This is a genomic window from Acinetobacter vivianii (genome assembly GCF_014635885.1).
Lineage (GTDB): Bacteria > Pseudomonadota > Gammaproteobacteria > Pseudomonadales > Moraxellaceae > Acinetobacter > Acinetobacter vivianii.
In genome coordinates this window covers 64,483-83,254 of sequence record NZ_BMDR01000008.1, presented here as the reverse complement: position 1 = coordinate 83,254, position 18,772 = coordinate 64,483, and the positions used below count along the sequence as shown (strand labels likewise).

The 18,772-nt window shown below is 42.5% G+C and carries 18 protein-coding genes; 2 read left to right on the top strand and 16 right to left on the bottom strand.

Annotated elements, in window-relative coordinates:
• Nucleotides 1-11: 11 nt before the first annotated feature.
• Nucleotides 12-1,268: a D-amino acid dehydrogenase gene (locus IEV36_RS15455; protein ID WP_005255748.1), complete on the bottom strand. Its 1,257-nt coding sequence runs from the start codon at nucleotides 1,266-1,268 to the stop codon at nucleotides 12-14.
• A 139-nt stretch (nucleotides 1,269-1,407) separates the two neighbouring features.
• On the opposite strand from IEV36_RS15455, the gene IEV36_RS15450 reads away from it, so the two are divergent.
• Complete coding sequence (locus IEV36_RS15450; RefSeq protein ID WP_004773316.1) at nucleotides 1,408-1,875, top strand: Lrp/AsnC ligand binding domain-containing protein; 468 nt, start codon at nucleotides 1,408-1,410, stop codon at nucleotides 1,873-1,875.
• A gap of 54 nt (nucleotides 1,876-1,929) precedes the next feature.
• On the opposite strand, the gene IEV36_RS15445 is transcribed toward IEV36_RS15450, so the two are convergent.
• From IEV36_RS15445 to IEV36_RS15380, 14 genes are all read right to left on the bottom strand, one after another.
• Nucleotides 1,930-2,298 carry a ribonuclease E inhibitor RraB gene (locus IEV36_RS15445; protein WP_005255750.1) on the bottom strand — a complete coding sequence of 123 codons (369 nt, stop codon included), beginning with the start codon at nucleotides 2,296-2,298 and terminating at the stop codon, nucleotides 1,930-1,932.
• Nucleotides 2,299-2,424: 126 nt separating this feature from the next.
• Nucleotides 2,425-2,907: a GNAT family N-acetyltransferase gene (locus IEV36_RS15440; protein WP_005255752.1), complete on the bottom strand. Its 483-nt coding sequence runs from the start codon at nucleotides 2,905-2,907 to the stop codon at nucleotides 2,425-2,427.
• A gap of 25 nt (nucleotides 2,908-2,932) precedes the next feature.
• Nucleotides 2,933-3,598: an RluA family pseudouridine synthase gene (locus IEV36_RS15435; protein WP_005255755.1), complete on the bottom strand. Its 666-nt coding sequence runs from the start codon at nucleotides 3,596-3,598 to the stop codon at nucleotides 2,933-2,935.
• Between the two features lie 102 nt (nucleotides 3,599-3,700).
• Nucleotides 3,701-4,153, bottom strand: a complete 453-nt coding sequence (locus tag IEV36_RS15430; protein ID WP_005255757.1) for a hypothetical protein — start codon at nucleotides 4,151-4,153, stop codon at nucleotides 3,701-3,703.
• 571 nt (nucleotides 4,154-4,724) lie between these two features.
• Nucleotides 4,725-5,612: a DMT family transporter gene (locus IEV36_RS15425; RefSeq protein ID WP_005255760.1), complete on the bottom strand. Its 888-nt coding sequence runs from the start codon at nucleotides 5,610-5,612 to the stop codon at nucleotides 4,725-4,727.
• A gap of 72 nt (nucleotides 5,613-5,684) precedes the next feature.
• Nucleotides 5,685-6,386: a hypothetical protein gene (locus tag IEV36_RS15420; protein WP_032863825.1), complete on the bottom strand. Its 702-nt coding sequence runs from the start codon at nucleotides 6,384-6,386 to the stop codon at nucleotides 5,685-5,687.
• A gap of 43 nt (nucleotides 6,387-6,429) precedes the next feature.
• The gene (locus IEV36_RS15415) at nucleotides 6,430-7,005 is read right to left on the bottom strand and encodes a DUF4126 domain-containing protein (protein ID WP_005255764.1); all 576 of its coding nucleotides are present in this window, start codon (nucleotides 7,003-7,005) and stop codon (nucleotides 6,430-6,432) included.
• A 127-nt stretch (nucleotides 7,006-7,132) separates the two neighbouring features.
• Nucleotides 7,133-7,276, bottom strand: a complete 144-nt coding sequence (locus tag IEV36_RS15410; RefSeq protein ID WP_004637424.1) for a zinc ribbon-containing protein — start codon at nucleotides 7,274-7,276, stop codon at nucleotides 7,133-7,135.
• A gap of 192 nt (nucleotides 7,277-7,468) precedes the next feature.
• On the bottom strand, nucleotides 7,469-7,903 hold the full coding sequence (locus IEV36_RS15405) for a hypothetical protein (RefSeq protein WP_005255766.1): 435 nt from the start codon (nucleotides 7,901-7,903) through the stop codon (nucleotides 7,469-7,471).
• Between the two features lie 98 nt (nucleotides 7,904-8,001).
• On the bottom strand, nucleotides 8,002-9,135 hold the full coding sequence (locus IEV36_RS18850) for a hypothetical protein (protein ID WP_005255768.1): 1,134 nt from the start codon (nucleotides 9,133-9,135) through the stop codon (nucleotides 8,002-8,004).
• Nucleotides 9,136-9,325: 190 nt separating this feature from the next.
• A complete protein-coding gene (gene acnD / locus IEV36_RS15395; protein ID WP_005255770.1) occupies nucleotides 9,326-11,932 on the bottom strand; it encodes a Fe/S-dependent 2-methylisocitrate dehydratase AcnD in 2,607 nt (868 codons plus the stop codon).
• Entirely contained in the window at nucleotides 11,932-13,089 is a 1,158-nt protein-coding gene (gene prpC / locus IEV36_RS15390; protein WP_004773356.1) for a bifunctional 2-methylcitrate synthase/citrate synthase, read from the bottom strand. Before prpC ends, acnD begins: the two co-directional genes overlap by 1 nt.
• 270 nt (nucleotides 13,090-13,359) lie before the next feature.
• Nucleotides 13,360-14,244 (bottom strand): methylisocitrate lyase, encoded by an 885-nt coding sequence (gene prpB / locus IEV36_RS15385; protein ID WP_004773358.1) that lies wholly within the window; start codon nucleotides 14,242-14,244, stop codon nucleotides 13,360-13,362.
• Entirely contained in the window at nucleotides 14,237-14,947 is a 711-nt protein-coding gene (locus tag IEV36_RS15380; protein ID WP_005255772.1) for a GntR family transcriptional regulator, read from the bottom strand. Before IEV36_RS15380 ends, prpB begins: the two co-directional genes overlap by 8 nt.
• Nucleotides 14,948-15,389: 442 nt before the next feature.
• On the opposite strand from IEV36_RS15380, the gene IEV36_RS15375 reads away from it, so the two are divergent.
• Nucleotides 15,390-16,604, top strand: coding sequence for an amino acid aminotransferase (locus tag IEV36_RS15375; RefSeq protein ID WP_005228320.1), 1,215 nt, complete (start codon nucleotides 15,390-15,392; stop codon nucleotides 16,602-16,604).
• Nucleotides 16,605-16,663: 59 nt separating this feature from the next.
• On the opposite strand, the gene dld is transcribed toward IEV36_RS15375, so the two are convergent.
• Nucleotides 16,664-18,370 (bottom strand): D-lactate dehydrogenase, encoded by a 1,707-nt coding sequence (gene dld, locus IEV36_RS15370; RefSeq protein WP_005255775.1) that lies wholly within the window; start codon nucleotides 18,368-18,370, stop codon nucleotides 16,664-16,666.
• Nucleotides 18,371-18,772 lie beyond the last annotated feature (402 nt).

Below are 18,772 nucleotides of genomic sequence, written 5' to 3'. Positions count from 1 at the left end.
GTAAACCATATTTATGCGGCGTGTGAATAACGCTGGATAGATAAACCATCTGTACTGATATCTGGGCGATGATTCATTACCAGATCACTGATCAATTTGCCAGAACCACATGCCATGGTCCAACCTAATGTACCGTGACCTGTATTCAGGAACAGATTCTTATATTTTGTTGCACCAATAATCGGGGTACTGTCTGGGGTCATCGGACGTAAGCCGGTCCAGAATGATGCCTGAGTCAAGTCACCGCCCGGGAACAAGTCCTGAGTCACCATTTCCAGCGTGGCACGGCGATCTTCTTTCAGACCTAGGTTAAAACCACTCAGTTCTGCCATACCACCGACACGAATACGCTGGTCAAAACGGGTTAAGGCAACTTTATAAGTTTCATCCAGTACCGTTGATTGAGGTGCAAATTTTGGTTCTACAATTGGAATAGTCAGTGAATAACCTTTCACTGGATAAACAGGCAAATTCAGCTCAAGCGGCTTGAGGAAATCACGTGAATAACTACCAAAGGCCAAGACATAGCGATCGGCAGTCAGGACTTCACCATTGACCACCACACCTTTGATCTGATCACCTTCAACAATCAGATTCTCGACATTTTGATCGAACTTGAAGTCCACGCCCAAGTCTTGCGCCAGTTTTGCTAAAGCATTGGTAAACAGGTAACAATCGCCTGTTTCATCATTCGGCAAATGTAAACCACCCACTAGTTTATCGGTAAAGGCTAAAGCGGGTTCGACAGCACCCAACTCTTGAGCGTTCAACAAATCAAAATCAACACCACACTCTTTGAGTACTTCAATATCACGCTGCACCGCTTCAAGCTGTGCTTCGCTACGGAACACCTGTAGCGTACCCTTGGCACGGTTTTCGTAGTTGATGCCTGTTTTCGCTCTTAAGTCACGTAAGCAGTCACGGCTGTATTCTGCAACACGCATCATGCGTTCTTTATTCACCGCATAGCTTTGTGGATTACAGTTTTTCAGCATCTGTGCCATCCACTGCAACTGCCACATGCTGCCATCAATATTAATGGCTAATGGTGCATGATGCTGGAACATCCACTTAACGGCTTTAAAAGGAATACCGGGAGCAGCCCACGGCGTCGAATATCCTGGGGAGATTTGGCCTGCGTTACCAAAGCTGGTTTCTTTTGCAGGTCCTGATTGACGGTCAAGCACCGTCACTTGCGCACCTTGTTGTGCAAGATAATAGGCACTTGCCACACCAATGACGCCACTTCCTAAAACGATTACGCGCATTGTCGTTCCCTCACGCACACACTAGTTTATTTAACTAGTATATTTTTGGATCAATAGTTTTTTTCACTGATTTTATGGGTATAATCTAGGTAATTTGATGTTTTCGTCACGAAAAAATTAAAATAAAAGGGAATATATGATGCGTAAATTAGACCGTATTGATCGCCTGATTTTAGATATTTTGCAACGAGAAGGACGTATTGCGATTAGTGAACTGGCTTCACGGGTCAACTTATCGACCACGCCTTGTTCAGAACGGGTCAAGCGCTTAGAACGTGAAGGCATCATCATGGGTTACTACGCCCGACTTAATCCAGAATATGTCGATCGTAACCTGTTAGTGTTTCTGGAAATTAAACTGTCAGCAAAATCAGGCGATGTATTTGATCAGGTCGCACGTGATTTGGTGGATATCCCAGAAGTATTGGAATGCCATCTGATTTCAGGGGAGTTTGATTATCTGGTGAAGGCGCGTCTCAAAGAAATGAGTGCTTACCGTCGTCTCTTAGGGGATTTACTGAAAAAACTGCCAGCCTCTGCTTCTTCGCATAGCTATGTGGTGATGGAAGAAGTGAAAGAATCTTTGTATCTGGATATGGGTGTGTAGCATCCAGCAATAAAAAAGCCCTTAATTAGGGCTTTTATTCAAACAGCTGTAAGACTACTCATCTTCTTCATCGTAAATATAACTCATACAACCCCAGCCATCATATTCACCATTAAACTCCTGCGCGATACGGGTCATCCATTCTTCCAGATCTGCAATGTCTTCGTATTCGAGCGTCATGTTAACGTGAATATTCAGAACCCACAGATCAGAGCCGTCCGAGTGCTGTTCTTCCTGAAACAGGGAAATTTTCTGTTCTTGATGCAAAAGGTGTAAAGCACATTTTTCAATTTGTTCTTGCTTCTCAAAAACAATCGAAAATTCAACTTCATGTGGCTCATTCAGGTCATTGCCATCTTCAACCATTTGCCACAATACGTTGCCGTTATCATTATCTGGAAATTTGTCATAGTCACGTGTCATATGCATATCCTTTGTTGTGTTTTGGAGTTGATATTTGGCTATAGGTTAACCGATTTTTATTTCAATTTTTATACGTGTTAATAGGAATATTGTAGTCAAAAAACGATCAATCTAAAATATCGTGGCTTACTGTATTTCAATACAGTCCAAGCACAACACCACCTGATCTAAACAACGAATCCCATTTTCATAAATTGGTGCTGGATAATCTCTAAACACATCACGTTCTATGTGCGACATACGAAAGCCACATTTTTGATAAAGTGCCAATTGATCCAGACTGGAGTTGCCCGTCTTGACCCATAAAGTATGGATATGCATCTGTTTGGCATATTCTATTGCATGTTGAATCAATCTTTTAGCCAAGCCCTGTCCTTGATAGCTTTCGGCCACAGTCAGATTTTTAATTTCAGCTTGATCATTCGTTTTGAATAAACATAACTGAGCAATGATCTGTGCCTGCTCATCCAGCATCAGGAATAGATTCGATTGAAACAGATAACTTGAAACTTGCGCCCAATCTGGATCGGCTTCGAGCAGCAAAGTCTTGAGTTGTGCTTGTTGCATAGGCAGCAAGGTTTGCCAGAGCACCTGTTGAATCGAATACATCAGCCTGCCTATTTATTGTTGTCTTTTAGAATTTTACCTCAGAATGAATTTCAATTTCATGCAACTTAAGTGGATGCTGAAATGCCAGATAGGCAGCATGCAGCGCCATACGTTTTAAATGAAACTTGGCAGGCTCAGGATGATAGAGTTTATCGCCCATGATCGGATGACCAATGTGCATCATATGCACCCGCAGTTGATGTGAACGACCTGTCACTGGCTCCAAACGAACACGGCTTTGATCAGTTGCGGCATCATACTGGATGCGTTGAAATAAGGTTTTGGCTTGCTTGCCCAGCTCAAAATGCACCATCTGACGTGGACGGTTTTCCCAATCGGTAATGAGTGGAACGTCAACACTCCCCTCGGCCTGAATTTCACCTTGTACCAGTGCTTCATAGTATTTTTTGACGGTTCGTGCCTGAAACATTTTACTGACCGCCACTTCTGCTTCCCGATGCTTGGCAAACATCAACAATCCAGAGGTCGCCATATCCAGACGATGCGTCACTTTGGCAGCTGGATGCTGTTCTAAAACCCGTAAATAAGCACTGTCTTGATGCTCGGGTAAACGCCCCATGACAGACAATAGTCCCGCAGGCTTATTCACCATAATTAAGTCCTCATCTTCATAGATGATTTCTAAAGCATGTTGCGGAGGAGCATAAATAAAGTTGTCGTTTAAAGGCATAAGAAAATAAGCAGGCAGACAAAGGGACAAAATGAGCAGCGATTATAGTGCTGCAAAACAGTTTCGCAACAGGCTTATTTTTTAGGCAAGGCAGTTGAATCATTAAGAATGGACTTTAATGCCTTTGCTTAAGTTATCTTTATATTTCTCTTCCAGAATGGCAATGTCCCGATTTAAAAAGGCAATCAGATAGTCTTTTGCCCGCGCCAGACTCAACTGTTTAAATGCAATGGTTTCTTTGGTTTTACGAGTCACCAATCCAAAGACATCTTTTTTAGGAACAATCACCACAAGATTACTATTCAGCTTAAATTCCAGTTGTTGTGATTTGGCATAGGCGTCCAGCGTAATTGCAAGGGTTTGATCGGTATCAAGATCGGTCACTATAAAACTAGTATCCGCACCATTGAGCTGTAATTGACGAACCAGTTGCTGACGCCAGCTCATCTCTTCAAATTTGCTTAAAATCGTGGTCAGGTCAAATGCCCCCATCGCATCAATTTCATTGCGATTCATCTGATGTGGATAGCGAATTTTAAGTTCAAACTGATTCATTATTGTATTGACCTGTTCCTGTGATCATGTTTTGATTTTTAGGTATAGAAAAATTATATCATTTTGTTTTTTAATATAAAAATATCGATTTATCTTCATATTGGCAGGATTACAGGATGGAGGTCACATTCGTTTTTGATTTTATTGATGCAGTTTTTATTATTTAGCGCTGATTATTATTTTCTATTTGGTTAAATTTTTTAGGGTATCAAGGGAAAACAGAGGTTGTTTACTTCAACACCTATGACTTTGTAAGCCATAACCTTTGCCTATAAACTTTTGATCTATAGCGTCCTAAGCCGAATCGAGACCTTTTGGGTACGTACACACTTGCTTTGTAAGCGTCGGTGCATGCTACTCTTTTCGATCCCTTTCACACCCTTGAGACATAGTTTAGGCAGATCACGGTGGGATTGTTTTCCTAAAAACTGCTATTTTTAACGCTCTATGAAATAAATTTGCATACTAAAAGACAAATATTGAAATATTTCCCACTTTCATTAAAAAACTACGATTTATATTTCGATAAATTCAAATTTACATGTGTATTTTTTCAAATATGGCCTCTAATTTAGGCCCAAATCACCATAATCGCGGCGACAATGACCAGCCACAGACCCAAATGATCAGTTTTGGCGAGCTTTTCTTTAAAGAAGAAGGCCGATATCAATAAACTAAATAAAATTTCCACCTGACCCAGTGTTTTGACAATCGCCACGGTTTGCATACTCATGGCACTAAACCAGCCCACCGAAGCCAGAAAACTACAAATACTCACTCTCAAGGTCAGTCCGACACGCTGCCACATTTTATACAGCGTCGGTCGGCTAAAAAATCCGAGATAGATCAACAGTACGATACATTGAAAGCTGATCAGACTGCACAACACCCAAGCCGCCCGATGCAAAAATGGCAACATGCCCAGCTCTAAACTGGCTTCACGCACCAATAAAGAGGTGATGGCAAAGCACAGCCCACTGCCCAATCCAATCATCAAGGTTTTTAAGGACAAATCAGATTGTTGCTTACCTTTACTGAGTAAAAATACCGCCAGTGCCCCAATCACTACCCCGACCCAGCCCCATGTGCTGAGATGTTCTTGCAAGAACAGTACCCCAACCAAGGCAGCCAAGATCGCTTCACTTTTGGCGAGTCCCACGCCAATCGCATAGTTCTTTTGTTGAAACAGTTTCACCATCAATGCAGTGGCATAGATCTGGCTAATGCCTGCAATCACGATATAGAACCAGAATTTATCGGAAAAATGCACGGATGCGGTGACGGGCTGATGTAGATAGAGAAAGGCCAAATAGCTAAAGGCAAAAATGGGCGAAAAGATGAATCGCGCTAGCGTAGTACCGTACACATCCACGGTGGTGCTGAGTTGTTTTTGAAATGCATTGCGCCAAGCCTGCATGAATGCAGCCATCAGGGTGAACAGAATCCAAGTGATCATCATAAGCTTGAACGCAATATCAAAAGTGAAGCTAATTTACGCTGTTCTGACTGGTTTTTCGATAGTCGCCAGCTCTTAAAAACTTAAATCATCAAAGTCTTTCACTTTGGACAAATAGATGGGTGCCTGATCGATTTTGCTCCACGTTTCTTTAAACCTTGGATCCGCTTCTTCATCTTCACTCATATTTTTCCGTATCACTTTTTTACCTGTTAAAAAGTTAATACTGGTTTGGCTTTCAATAAGGGGGCCATGATTGCTTGAATCATCATAGCCAATCAGACGTAGATCATTGCCTTCTAAGCGAAACAGATAACGCCAATAACCATAACGTCCATGCGAATAATAGACACTCAATAGATTATTTTTAATTTCCATCCATAACTCAGGTGGGAAATAGACGCCACCATCTTCATTTTCTGAGCTAAAACAATTTAGATTGCTGACAATAGCTTTGTATTTGCCTTTTTCATTCAGCAATACAATTACTCCACGGCGGTTGCGGTCTAAATGTCCACGATATTCATCATGCACAAAGGCTTTGGGATCAGTGGCTTTGACGATCAACACCACATCCTTCAAACCATCTTTATTGAGGTCGCCTTCAATGGATTGAAAGAGTTGATATTTCGCAGGGACATAGGCTTTATAGGTGACTTTATCTTTGCGGAGTTTCAGTTCTTCTGCTGTCGGTTGTTCTTGAGCAAAGCTGACTTGTGGCAGTGCAGATAGGCTTGAGCAAGCCAAGATGAGTGCAATACATTGTGTTCTTATCATCATTTTTAGTTCTTCATTCAGGTTGTTATTGGTGTTATGACATTTATATAGAATGGCTGAGTTTCTCTTGGCGTTTTGAGCGAATCCAGCGTATTGTGAGGATCACTAAAATAATCACCAAAACTGTAATCACCACAGGCATGATAAAAGCCAGAATCGACAATAAGATCGAGCCAATCAGTTCACCTGTAGCAACCACAAAATTACCCAGTCCACCTGTGGTTGCCGTCGAGACACCCCGTGCCGCTACGGTACTCATTTGAACCACGCCTGCTGTTCCACCACCAACAATCAGTGCCGCTGCCCAAGTCGCAAACTGGGACATTTCACCACTGCTCACCGCCATCGTGGTCAATGTACCTGCCACCACAGCCGCAGGTGTCGCAATGGTATCTAATAGGTTATCTACCCACGGGACATAATAAGCTGCAATTTCACAGATTGTGGCAAAGCCCAATGCCATACACACCGATGGAAGTGCCAGCCATTCAAAGCCTTGGGCAGGTTGATACCATCCCATTAAGGTGGCAATGCTCATCGCCAATAGCGGCACAAAGATACGAAAACCACAGGCTGCGCTGAGTCCAACGCCAATACAGAGTCCTAAAATTGTTTCCATCACGGATTACCTTTCTATGCCTATGACAGGTCTTGTTATTTAAATCTTATTTTTAAGGTAACAAAAAGCCCTATCAAGGGATAGGGCTTTTATTCAAACAGTGGGTAACTGTTTGGTATTTTGCGGCTTAGGCATTCTTACTGTTGAATTGATTGCCAAGGCATTTGGTACACGGAGGTAAACGATCAGTACCAATTTCTAAATAGGTGCGGTGTCCGCATTGAACACAAAAATAGAAGCCTGTTCCAGGTTTTTCGCCAGCAGTTACCATCTTTGCTCTCCATAGATTTTAGAAATGGTACATATACTATAGCGTGATAGTTTTGATTATTTATTGACCTTTCCGACGAGTGGTGATGGCGGAAAGGTGAAGAAGAAGCTTTTTACATATACCTCAAGTGTGTTTCTTTAAGATCTAAAATTCATATCAATTTTTAATAAACTTACATTATTTATAGAAGGTTTATGCTCCCCCTAAAATCATATAAACCATTGATGCAGATAAAAATATTATAGAAAGAAAAAAATTATAGCCTATTTTCAGAATAGAAAATCCAAATGTAAAATATGTCTTTTCTAAATCAATAAGAATCCCTTTTAATTGTTTTTTATAAATAAATTCAATATCACTCTCATCAATTTTTTGATTATAAAACTTTAATGCCGTTTTAAAGCTATTTCTACCTGTTAAATGCCATAATTTTGTACGAACTAACTGTACTGAAACCATTGTGACAATAATAGTAAAAGCTAACCATTTCAAATAATTATTTGGTGCACTGAAAGCACCTAAATTTGCTAAAAACAACCAGACTCCATGATTATTTAAATCTTTAAAATAATCTTTAATAGCTTGTTCAAGTTCAAAAACTGTCTTAAAAATATCGTTATTGTCCACCAATACCTCATCAAATATGACAACTCCTACCTATCTAGTGTAGGAGCTAAGCTTTATTCCAATTAAAATTATAACTATATAAAATTTCCACTGATTTTTTATCGCGTATATATACCATCACAAGAAATAAGATCACTCTGACTTCCTTGACTATCTACGTGATATGCAGCCGCCATAACCAACAAATCATATTGGAAAAGGATTTCTACTCGCTGATTTCCTTCGGCAAGTAATAAAGTATTCATAACTGGATAATCATCTGTAATTTTGTCATTTTCTTGCTGATTTATTTTGACTTGATAATTAGCTTGACCACTTTTAATTGAAAGCAGATCTCCTCTCTTTTGAATTTCACAAACCTGCTTATCTTTTTGTCTTAATTTTTTAGACTTAAAATCAGGTAATAAACTTGAAGAACAATGCGTTAATATTTTGGTACTCCCTTGATACTGTTCTCCAGCACAAGCCTGATAATTAATTTTTAAACGTGCATAATCCTCAGGTATTGCTGGAATTGCATTAAGTTGCCCTTTCGCTACTAAATCGACTAAGTCAGAGTATTTTGCAAATCTAGTTTCGCCATGAATTGCTTCTTCCAATTTACTTAATCCCGAATAATAAGAACTATTGCTCATCACATCATCTGTGATTAAATTTAGATCTTGATCAATAGCATAGTCTTTTTTGATTAATTCTTGTTTTATCGCTTCACTTGCTTTATTTAGATCCATTTTAGTAAATATAAGTTTGGAATTAAACCAATCTTCAGATTTTTGTTGAGATGCCAAAGCAACCACCAAGGTAGTTATAGGATTAATATTTACAAAGGTATCTTTATCAAAAACATAAGAATAATAAGTATCTTTTTCTGAAACAACTTTTAATTTACATGGAAGTTTTTTTTGCTCTACTTCACCTGACCATGTCCCATGAAGATCACTGATTACTGTACTCTCAAAGCCAGTATCATTTACACATTTTGCTGTGACATTCAGCTTGACATTATCCAAAACATTCCCATAAGCACGAGCATTACCTTTCAGCAGAATATACTCAGGTTTTGTTTCAGGTTTTGTTTCAGGTTTTGTTTCAGGTTTTGTTTCAGGTTGTTCAGTCGAATTATTTGTCGCTTTATTAGAATTGTCACTACCTCCGCCCCCACAGGCGGTAAGGAAAATAGCCGAAAATAATGGAAATACTATTTTTCCTAATTTGTTTTTTTTCAACAACATTATTTATACAACCTAGTAGTTTATTTATTTTCGGCAGTATAATCTAGAACAAGAAGCAGCTCAAAGAAAATATATAAAGTGTTAAATAAAACACTAAAAGAACTTTTACTGATCGTATTGAACTTACTTAAAATATAAAAAAGCCCTATCTAAATGATAGGGCTTTTTCTGAATAAGGTAACAACACTGTTTACGCCACTTGACCTTCTAAAAAGTCTTGCGCAAAACGCTGTAATACCCCACCCGCTTCATAAACAGAAACTTCTTCTTCTGTATCTAAACGACACGTCACAGGTACTTCCAGAATTTCTTCCTTACCATCCGCTGTGGCACGTTCAATCACTAAAGTTAACGTCGAACGCGGTGCAATATTACCAATCACGCTATACAGCTCAGTACCATCTAGCTTTAAGGTTTTACGGTTGACACCAGCTTTAAACTCAAGCGGTAAAACACCCATACCGACCAAGTTAGTACGGTGAATACGCTCAAAACCTTCAGCCACAATCGCTTCAACCCCTGCAAGACGAACACCTTTCGCAGCCCAGTCACGACTTGAACCCTGACCATAATCCGCACCCGCCACAATGATCAACGGTTGCTTACGGTTCATGTAGGTTTCAATCGCTTCCCACATCCGCATTACTTCGCCTTCAGGCTCGACACGTGCTTTTGAACCTTGCTTAATGGTGCCATCTGAACGGACCACCATTTCATTAAACAGTTTCGGATTCGCAAAGGTTGCACGTTGTGCCGTCAAATGGTCACCACGATGGGTTGCGTATGAGTTGAAGTCTTCTTCAGGTACGCCCATTTTATGCAGATATTCACCCGCAGCCGAATCCATCAGGATCGCATTCGATGGTGACAAGTGATCGGTGGTGATGTTGTCCCCCAAAATTGCCAACGGACGCATATTGGCTAAAGTACGTGGTGCAGCCAACGCCCCTTCCCAATAGGGTGGACGGCGGATGTAAGTACTTTGCGGACGCCAGTCATATAACGGACTTTCAGCTTGTTCAAATTCGCCCAAGTCAAACATTGGAATGTAGACTTTACGGAATTGTTCAGGCTTCACCGCCTCTTTCACAAGTGCATCAATTTCAGCATCTGAAGGCCAGATATCCTTCAGGTAAATTGGATGACCGTCTTTGTCTGTACCTAATGCATCTTTTTCGATATCAAAACGAATCGTTCCTGCAATTGCATAGGCCACAACCAACGGCGGAGATGCCAAGAACGCTTGTTTTGCATATGGATGGATACGACCATCGAAGTTACGGTTACCCGAAAGTACCGCAGTGGCGTATAAGTCACGATCAATGATTTCTTGTTGAATCACTGGGTCAAGTGCGCCTGACATGCCGTTACAAGTGGTACATGCATAAGCCACGATACCAAAACCAAGTTTCTCAAGATCTTTGAGTACACCCGCTTCTTCAAGATATAGCGCAGCCGCTTTTGAACCCGGTGCAAATGATGATTTCACCCAAGGTTTACGCACCAAGCCGAGTTCATTGGCTTTACGTGCCAATAGGCCTGCGGCAACGGTATTACGCGGGTTTGAAGTATTGGTACATGAGGTAATGGCAGCAATGATAATCGCGCCATCTGGCATTAAACCATCGGTACGGTTCTCAACTACACCAGCAATACCTTTCTCTTTCAAGTCAGCCGTAGACACACGTGCATGCGGATTTGATGGGCCTGCGATGTTACGAGTCACCGTTGAAAGGTCAAAACGAAGCACACGTGGGTATTGTGCTTGGGTCATATCAGATGCCCAAAGACCAATTTCTTTGGCATATTGCTCAACCAAAGCCACCTGCGCATCTTCACGACCGGTCAGACGTAAATAATCAATCGTGTTCTGGTCGATATAGAACATCGCAGCAGTTGCGCCATATTCTGGGGTCATATTTGAGATGGTGGCACGGTCGCCCACAGACATGCTGTCAGCGCCTTCACCAAAGAACTCTAAATAAGCACCGACAACACGCTCTTTACGTAAGAACTCAGTCAATGCCAACACGATATCGGTTGCAGTAATACCTGCTTGACATTGACCAACAAATTCAACCCCAATGATGTCAGGTAAACGCATCCAAGATGCACGACCGAGCATGACATTTTCAGCTTCTAAGCCACCGACACCGACTGAAATGACGCCAAGCGCATCGGTATGCGGGGTATGTGAATCTGTACCGACACAGGTATCAGGGAAAGCCAAGCCATCACGGTTTTGAATCACTGGAGACATTTTCTCCAAGTTGATCTGATGCATGATGCCGTTGCCCGCTGGGATGACATCGACATTTTTAAAGGCAGTTTTGGTCCACTCAATAAAGTGGAAACGGTCTTCATTACGACGGTCTTCCACTGCACGGTTTTTCTCAAACGCCTCAGGGTCAAAGCCACCGTATTCCACTGCCAAAGAGTGATCGACGATCAACTGAGTTGGCACCACAGGATTCACTTTGGAAGGATCACCGCCTTTATCGGCAATCGCATCACGCAAACCAGCAAGGTCTACCAGTGCCGTTTGACCCAAGATGTCGTGACAGACGACGCGCGCTGGATACCAAGGGAAATCGGTATCTTGACGGCGTTCGATCAATTGCTTTAAGTATTCTGTTAAATTTTCTGCATCAGCTTTACGCACCAGCTGTTCAGCCAACACTTTCGATGTGTACGGCAAAGTCGCATATGCGCCTGGCTGAATATCTTCAACGGCTTGACGCACGTCATAGTATTCGAGCTGGGTACCCGCCAGCGGTTTACGATATTTTGTGTTCATTAACCACGCTCCGCCAATGGTTTAAATTCAAGATTTTCAGGACCGGTATAGTTGGCGCTTGGACGGATAATCTTGCCGTCCTGACGTTGTTCAATTACATGCGCAGACCAACCCGCAGTACGTGCAATCACGAATAATGGGGTGAACATTGCAGTTGGAACGCCCATCAAGTGATAGCTCACCGCACTGAACCAGTCGAGGTTCGGGAACATGTTCTTCACTTCTTTCATCACGGCTTCTAGGCGCTCAGCGATCAAGTACATCTTGGTGTTGTCTTGTGCTTGCGCCAAGTCGTGTGCCACTTTCTTGATGACTTCGTTACGTGGATCAGAAACCGTATAGACTGGGTGACCAAAACCAATCACCACTTCTTTTTTCTCAACGCGGCTACGAATGTCAGCTTCTGCTTCATCGGCATTGTCATAACGCTGTTGAATCACAAAAGCAACTTCGTTCGCGCCACCATGTTTAGGGCCACGTAACGCACCGATACCGCCCGTAATTGCTGAATACATATCAGAACCTGTACCTGCCACTACACGTGAAGTAAAGGTAGATGCATTGAACTCATGCTCTGCATACAGAATCAATGAGGTGTGCATGGCTTGAATCCATTCTTCCGATGGCGCTTCGCCATGCAGTAAATGTAAGAAATGCGCAGCAATCGAATCATCATTGGTTTCAACTTCAATGCGACGACCGTTGTTGCTGAAGTGATACCAGTACAACAACATTGAGCCTAAGCTTGCCATCAATTTATCCGCAATATCTTTTGCGCCTGCTTCGTTATGGTCTTCATGTTCTGGTGTTAAGCAACCGAGCACAGATACACCCGTACGCATCACATCCATTGGGTGTGCAGATGGTGGCAGTTGCTCAAGTGCGGTTTTCAATGCTGCGGGTAAGCCACGTAATGCTTTTAATTTTGCTTTATAGGCTTTGAGTTCGGCTTTGTTCGGCAATTTGCCGTGCACCAGCAAGTGTGCCACTTCTTCAAATTGGCTGCCGACAGCAAGATCGAGAATGTCATAGCCACGGTAGTGTAAGTCGTTGCCGCTGCGGCCTACGGTACAGAGTGCAGTGTTGCCTGCAACTTGTCCACTGAGTGCAACTGATTTTTTTGGTTTGAAGCCTGTTGTTGTTTCATTACTGCTCATAAGATTGTCCTTTTCTATCTATTTAATTTATTTTTGAGCAACTCAACGGAGTCGTGCCGAGTTCTCATCCTTTTTCAGGATAAACCTTCGGTTCGACCTACTTTTCATTCGGGAAAAGTAGGCAAAACCATTGTCATCTGCAAAACCTGTCCAATAACACCATTTAATCAATCTATCGCAGAAACAATATATTGTTTAAACCGCGCAGGTTGCAGATGACTTTTCTGCATAGCAAATTTCAACCTAAATTCTTATGAATTAAGGATTTACTTATTTATTCTTCGCAAAAGTTCCATCAAGATATTGTTCAAACGCGTGGTAGTTAATGCGTTCATACAATTCTTGACGGGTTTGCATAGTGTCGACCACATTCTTTTGCGTGCCTTCTTTACGCAAAGTCTCATAGACATTTTCTGCTGCCTTGTTCATGGCACGGAATGCAGAAAGTGGATAGAGCGCGATGCTGACATCGGCAGAAGCCAATTCTTCAGTGGTAAATAATGGCGTAGAACCAAACTCAGTGATATTGGCTAAAACAGGCACTTTGGTCGCATTTGCAAATTGCTTATACATTGCCAATTCAGTGATTGCTTCTGGAAACAGCATGTCTGCACCTGCTTCGATATAAGCACCCGCACGGTCAATTGCAGCCTGTAATCCTTCAACTGCAAGTGCATCGGTACGTGCCATGATCACAAAGCTGTCGTCAGTACGCGCATCGACTGCGGCTTTGATACGGTCTACCATTTCTTGCTGGGTTACGATGGCTTTATTTGGGCGGTGACCACAACGTTTAGCGCCAACCTGATCTTCAATATGCATCGCAGCAGCACCGAACTTGATCATCGACTTGGTGGTACGTGCGATATTAAACGCAGATGCCCCAAAACCTGTATCCACATCGACCAACAATGGCAGATCACACACATCGGTAATACGGCGTACATCGGTCAATACATCATCAAGGTTACTGATACCCAAATCAGGTAAACCCAAAGAACCTGCCGCAACACCACCACCAGACAAGTAGATCGCTTTATAACCTGCACGCTTTGCCAATAAAGCATGGTTGGCATTGATCGCACCCACCACTTGTAATGGTTTTTCATTTGCGACCGCGTCGCGGAATAGCTGACCAGCAGACTGTTTAGCCATGTTGTTGTTCTCCTTGATTTTGTAGCAATGTTTGCTCAACAATTTTGTAGGATGCATTGATGTGACGGTGCATCAGCATTTCAGCCAGCTCACCATCACCTTCGGCAATCGCATCTAAAATGCGGATATGTTCGTCCCAAGCTTTGCTCGGACGATCTGGGGTATTTGAAAACTGGATGCGATACATACGAATGAGGTGATACAGCTCATCGCATAACATTTTTTCGAGGGTTTTATTGCCACTGCTTTTGATAATGCAGTAATGGAAATCGTCCTGACCTTCTTGCAGATAATAGCCTTTGCCTGCTTTAAAATTTTCATCTTCGGCATGCATACGCAATACATCACGCAAGGCTAGAATCTGTTTTTTATCAATATGCTGGGCCGCCAGTTTGCAGGCCAAGCCTTCTAATGATGCACGAATTTGATAGAGCTCTTGAAACTGTTGCAGTGACAATGACACCACACGCGCACCAACATGGGCAGTACGCTCAACCAGTTTCTGCCCTTCCAGACGGTGAATGGCTTCACGTAGCGGGCCACGGCTAATACCATAAATACGTGCCAGCTCAGGTTCTGAAATCTTGCTGCCCGCAGGAATTTGTCCCAACACAATTGCCGACTGAATTTGCTTAAATACGTGTTCCGTCAGGGTCATTCCCTGACTGGTGCTGATGGCTTGAGGAACAAGGGTATCTTGCATATTGTCGACAATCTCTACAGTTTTGATGATTTTATAACGAGGTATAACAAAAAATGCAATAGGATTGTCGACAATAAATTAGACTGATGCTGTCAATCCAATGGCCTTGACACACGTATATTGTCTCTTGGCAGAATTATTAAAATAAAATATAAAACAATAACTTAAATTCAAAATACAGGATCGGATCTTAGGTCTTTTCACTGCCCTTTCAGAGCTGCTACTTTTTATCCTACGACCATGGTATGACAGCTTGATTGTAGACAATCTTTATAATTGAGCAATCCCGACAAATTTTGTAAGTAAATACTGCACCAAAATGTAAATAACAGCGTGCTTCATGCAGTCTTTATTGATACATTATTGGGCATCGAAGGTTCCGCTCATGCAGCGCAACTTCCCCAGACATCTATGCACTTTGTTGAAGAAAAGGACATTGTTAATGTTTCAACATATCCCACCTTATGCAGGCGATCCGATCCTTTCATTAATGGAACAGTTCAATGCTGATTCGCGTGCTGAAAAGGTTAACCTTAGTATTGGTTTGTACTATAACGAAGACAGTATCGTTCCTCAGCTTGATACCATTATCGAAGCGCAAAAACGTATTGCTCCTAAAAACACGCAAACCAAGCTTTATTTACCAATGGAAGGTTTCAAGCCTTACCGTGATGCGATTCAAGCGTTATTGTTTGGTGCAAATAGCCCTGCAATTCAACAAGGTCGTGTTGCTACAATTCAAACGCTTGGTGGTTCTGGCGCATTAAAAGTGGGTGCAGACTTCTTAAAAACCTACTTCCCGAATTCAGAAGTTTGGGTAAGCCAGCCAACTTGGGACAACCACGTTGCGATCTTCAATGGTGCAGGCATCAAGAGCAACTTCTACCCGTACTTCGATGCTGAAACACGTGGCGTTGATTTTGACGGTATGTTGTCTACTTTAAAAACATTGCCAGAACAAAGCATTGTGTTATTACACCCATGCTGCCATAACCCAACAGGTGCAGACTTGAACCCAGCACAATGGGATCAAGTGATTGTGGTATTAAAAGAACGTAACCTCATTCCATTCCTCGACATCGCGTATCAAGGTTTTGGCGATGGTATGGAACAGGATGCCTATGCAATTCGTGCTTTAGACCAAGCAGGTCTGAACTTTATTGTCAGCAACTCGTTCTCTAAAATCTTCTCACTTTACGGTGAGCGTGTTGGCGGTTTGACCTTCGTATGTGACGATGCTGAAGCAGCAAAATGCACATTCGGTCAGTTGAAAGCAACAGTACGTCGTATCTACTCTAGCCCACCAACAACAGGTGCATGGTTGGTTGATCAAGTATTAAATGACGCTGATCTCAATCAACAATGGCAAGGCGAAGTGAAAGAGATGCGTGAGCGTATTATCAAAATGCGTAGCATCTTGAAAGATGAATTGACTAAAGCCCTTCCTGACCGTGACTTTAGCTACCTTGTGAACCAAAAAGGCATGTTTAGCTACACCGGTTTAACGGCTGAGCAAGTGGACATTCTTCGTGAAGAATATGCAATCTACTTGGTACGCAGTGGTCGTATCTGTGTTGCGGGTCTGAACATGAATAACGTTTACAAAGTTGCAAAAGCAGTGGCTGAAGTTTTAGCAAAATCTGCTGCAACAGCTTAAGTTGTAACAGATAAAAAAGGCGCTTAAAGCGCCTTTTTTATTGCTGGTTTTATGTGAATTTAGGGCTTGGCTTTGCCCCAATACTTCAATTTAGAGGTCTGTCCAATCCCGACATTAAAACAATTATTCGGATCAAGTTTCTGATAGAAATTCGCCAATGTAGGCTTGGCAATATACAGATGACCGACATTATGCTCGGCTGGATATTCAGCACGGCGTGCATCCAGCAAATGCCACATTTGATGTTCCATCGCTAAAGGATCATTGCCTTTTTTAAGGATGTAATCCTGATGAAAGACATGGCAGAAAAAGTGCCCATAATAAAGCTTATGAATGATCTGCTGTTCCATCTCCTCAGGCAGCTGCTCGACCCATTCACGATCATTACGACGTAACGCAATGTCGAGCGCCACAATATCTTCAACCTCGTCCCGATGGGTATCACGATAACGGATCGCTGCACCTGCCACCGCAAAGCGATGCAAAAAGGCTTTACGTCCTTCATCCGCATCACAGACAAAGAAATTGCCTGAAGCATGCACCGTAAAATAGTCTTGTAAAAATTTTTCGGTCTGGGCTTTGCAATTATTTTCAACGCGTAACATCAGATGATGTTCATAACGATCACGATATTCGGTCATCCGTTTGGGTAAATGACTCGGTAACAAGGCCGTGACCGCTTGTAAAAGATGATCGGTCAGCCCTTTGATTTTAAATTTTTCTAAAAAGCCATCGACCTTGTCTTTCAGTGCAAAAGCTTTCGGTACATTGGCGGTGCCAAATTTTTCAATAAACAGAAAGGTATCTTTACCGTATTTTTCGCCAATATGGTAAGCATCACGATGAATATATTCCCCTGCAATCGGCAAGCTTGGCAACGACGTGAGTAAATAACGACGGATCGCGGTTAGGTCATCGGCATCATTTGTGCCAATATAGAAAACGCTGCTCTCTACCTTCTCATAGGTATCGAGACGCACCGCAAACACGCAGACTTTTCCTGCCGAACCCGAGGCTTCAAACAAACGTGATGGATCAGCATTAAAACGCGCTGGACTATCAGCATCGACTTGAGTGACATCTTGCGCATAACGTTGATCGGATGCCTGCTTTTCAACATCATCTAAAATATCTGTCGCTTGATATTGCTGCTGCTCTAAACGGGTCAGGATTTCTTCAGGAGTTGAGCCCAAGTTCACGCCGAGATGATTCACCAATTCCAACTGACCTTGTGCATTGACCTGCGCATATAGCGCCAGTTCCGTATAAGCAGGCCCACGACGTACCAGTGCACCGCCTGAGTTATTACAGACCCCACCCAATACCGAAGCGCCAATGCAGGAAGAACCAATCACCGAATGTGGTTCCCGATCATAGCCTTTCAATAGCTGTTCCAGATTATCCAAAGTCGCCCCAGGCAAACAAATCACCTGCTTACCGTCATGGATGACCTGAATGCCCTTTAAACGGCGCGTACTCATTACCAACACAGGACGATCATAATCATCGCCATAAGGTGTTGAACCACCCGTTAGTCCTGTATTGGCGGCTTGCATGATGACAATACAATCTGCATCAATCGCCGCTTGCAGCACCTGCCATTGTTCCAGCAAGGTACCCGGGATGACCACTGCAAAGACTTTACCTTCACCAAAACGACGACCTTGCCGATACTGGCGGGTACTTTGATCATCACTCAGTACATGCTGACGTCCAACAATCTGCTGTAAACGATCAATCACCGCTTTGGGAGAAAATGTTTGCATGATGGCTCCTTTGGATCATCCATATAAAATCTAGCTATATCTTATGCATGCTAAAACTAGATCAGCACGGCAGGGTCTTACGGTATATAAGTTATGATGAAAGTAACTCATTCTGTTACTTTGGTTTTGCCCAAAGTAACCAAAGGCATTGTCACTTACAGAACCTGTTCACTGTATCCATTTTTCAAGTTACATTGCAAAAACAATATCTTACCAACACCACGCAGGCTGTAAGTGACGTTTAGCACCAGCAACTAATTTCTTAACCTAAGTGGCTACACGTCGGCGGCAAGGATGCCGCCTGTTCCGATGCGGTAGCAGGGAAGTACCGTCATCGGAATAGAGGATTTTTGGTTACTTTTGATCCTTCAAAAGTGACAAATGCCTCTACCTCAGACATAA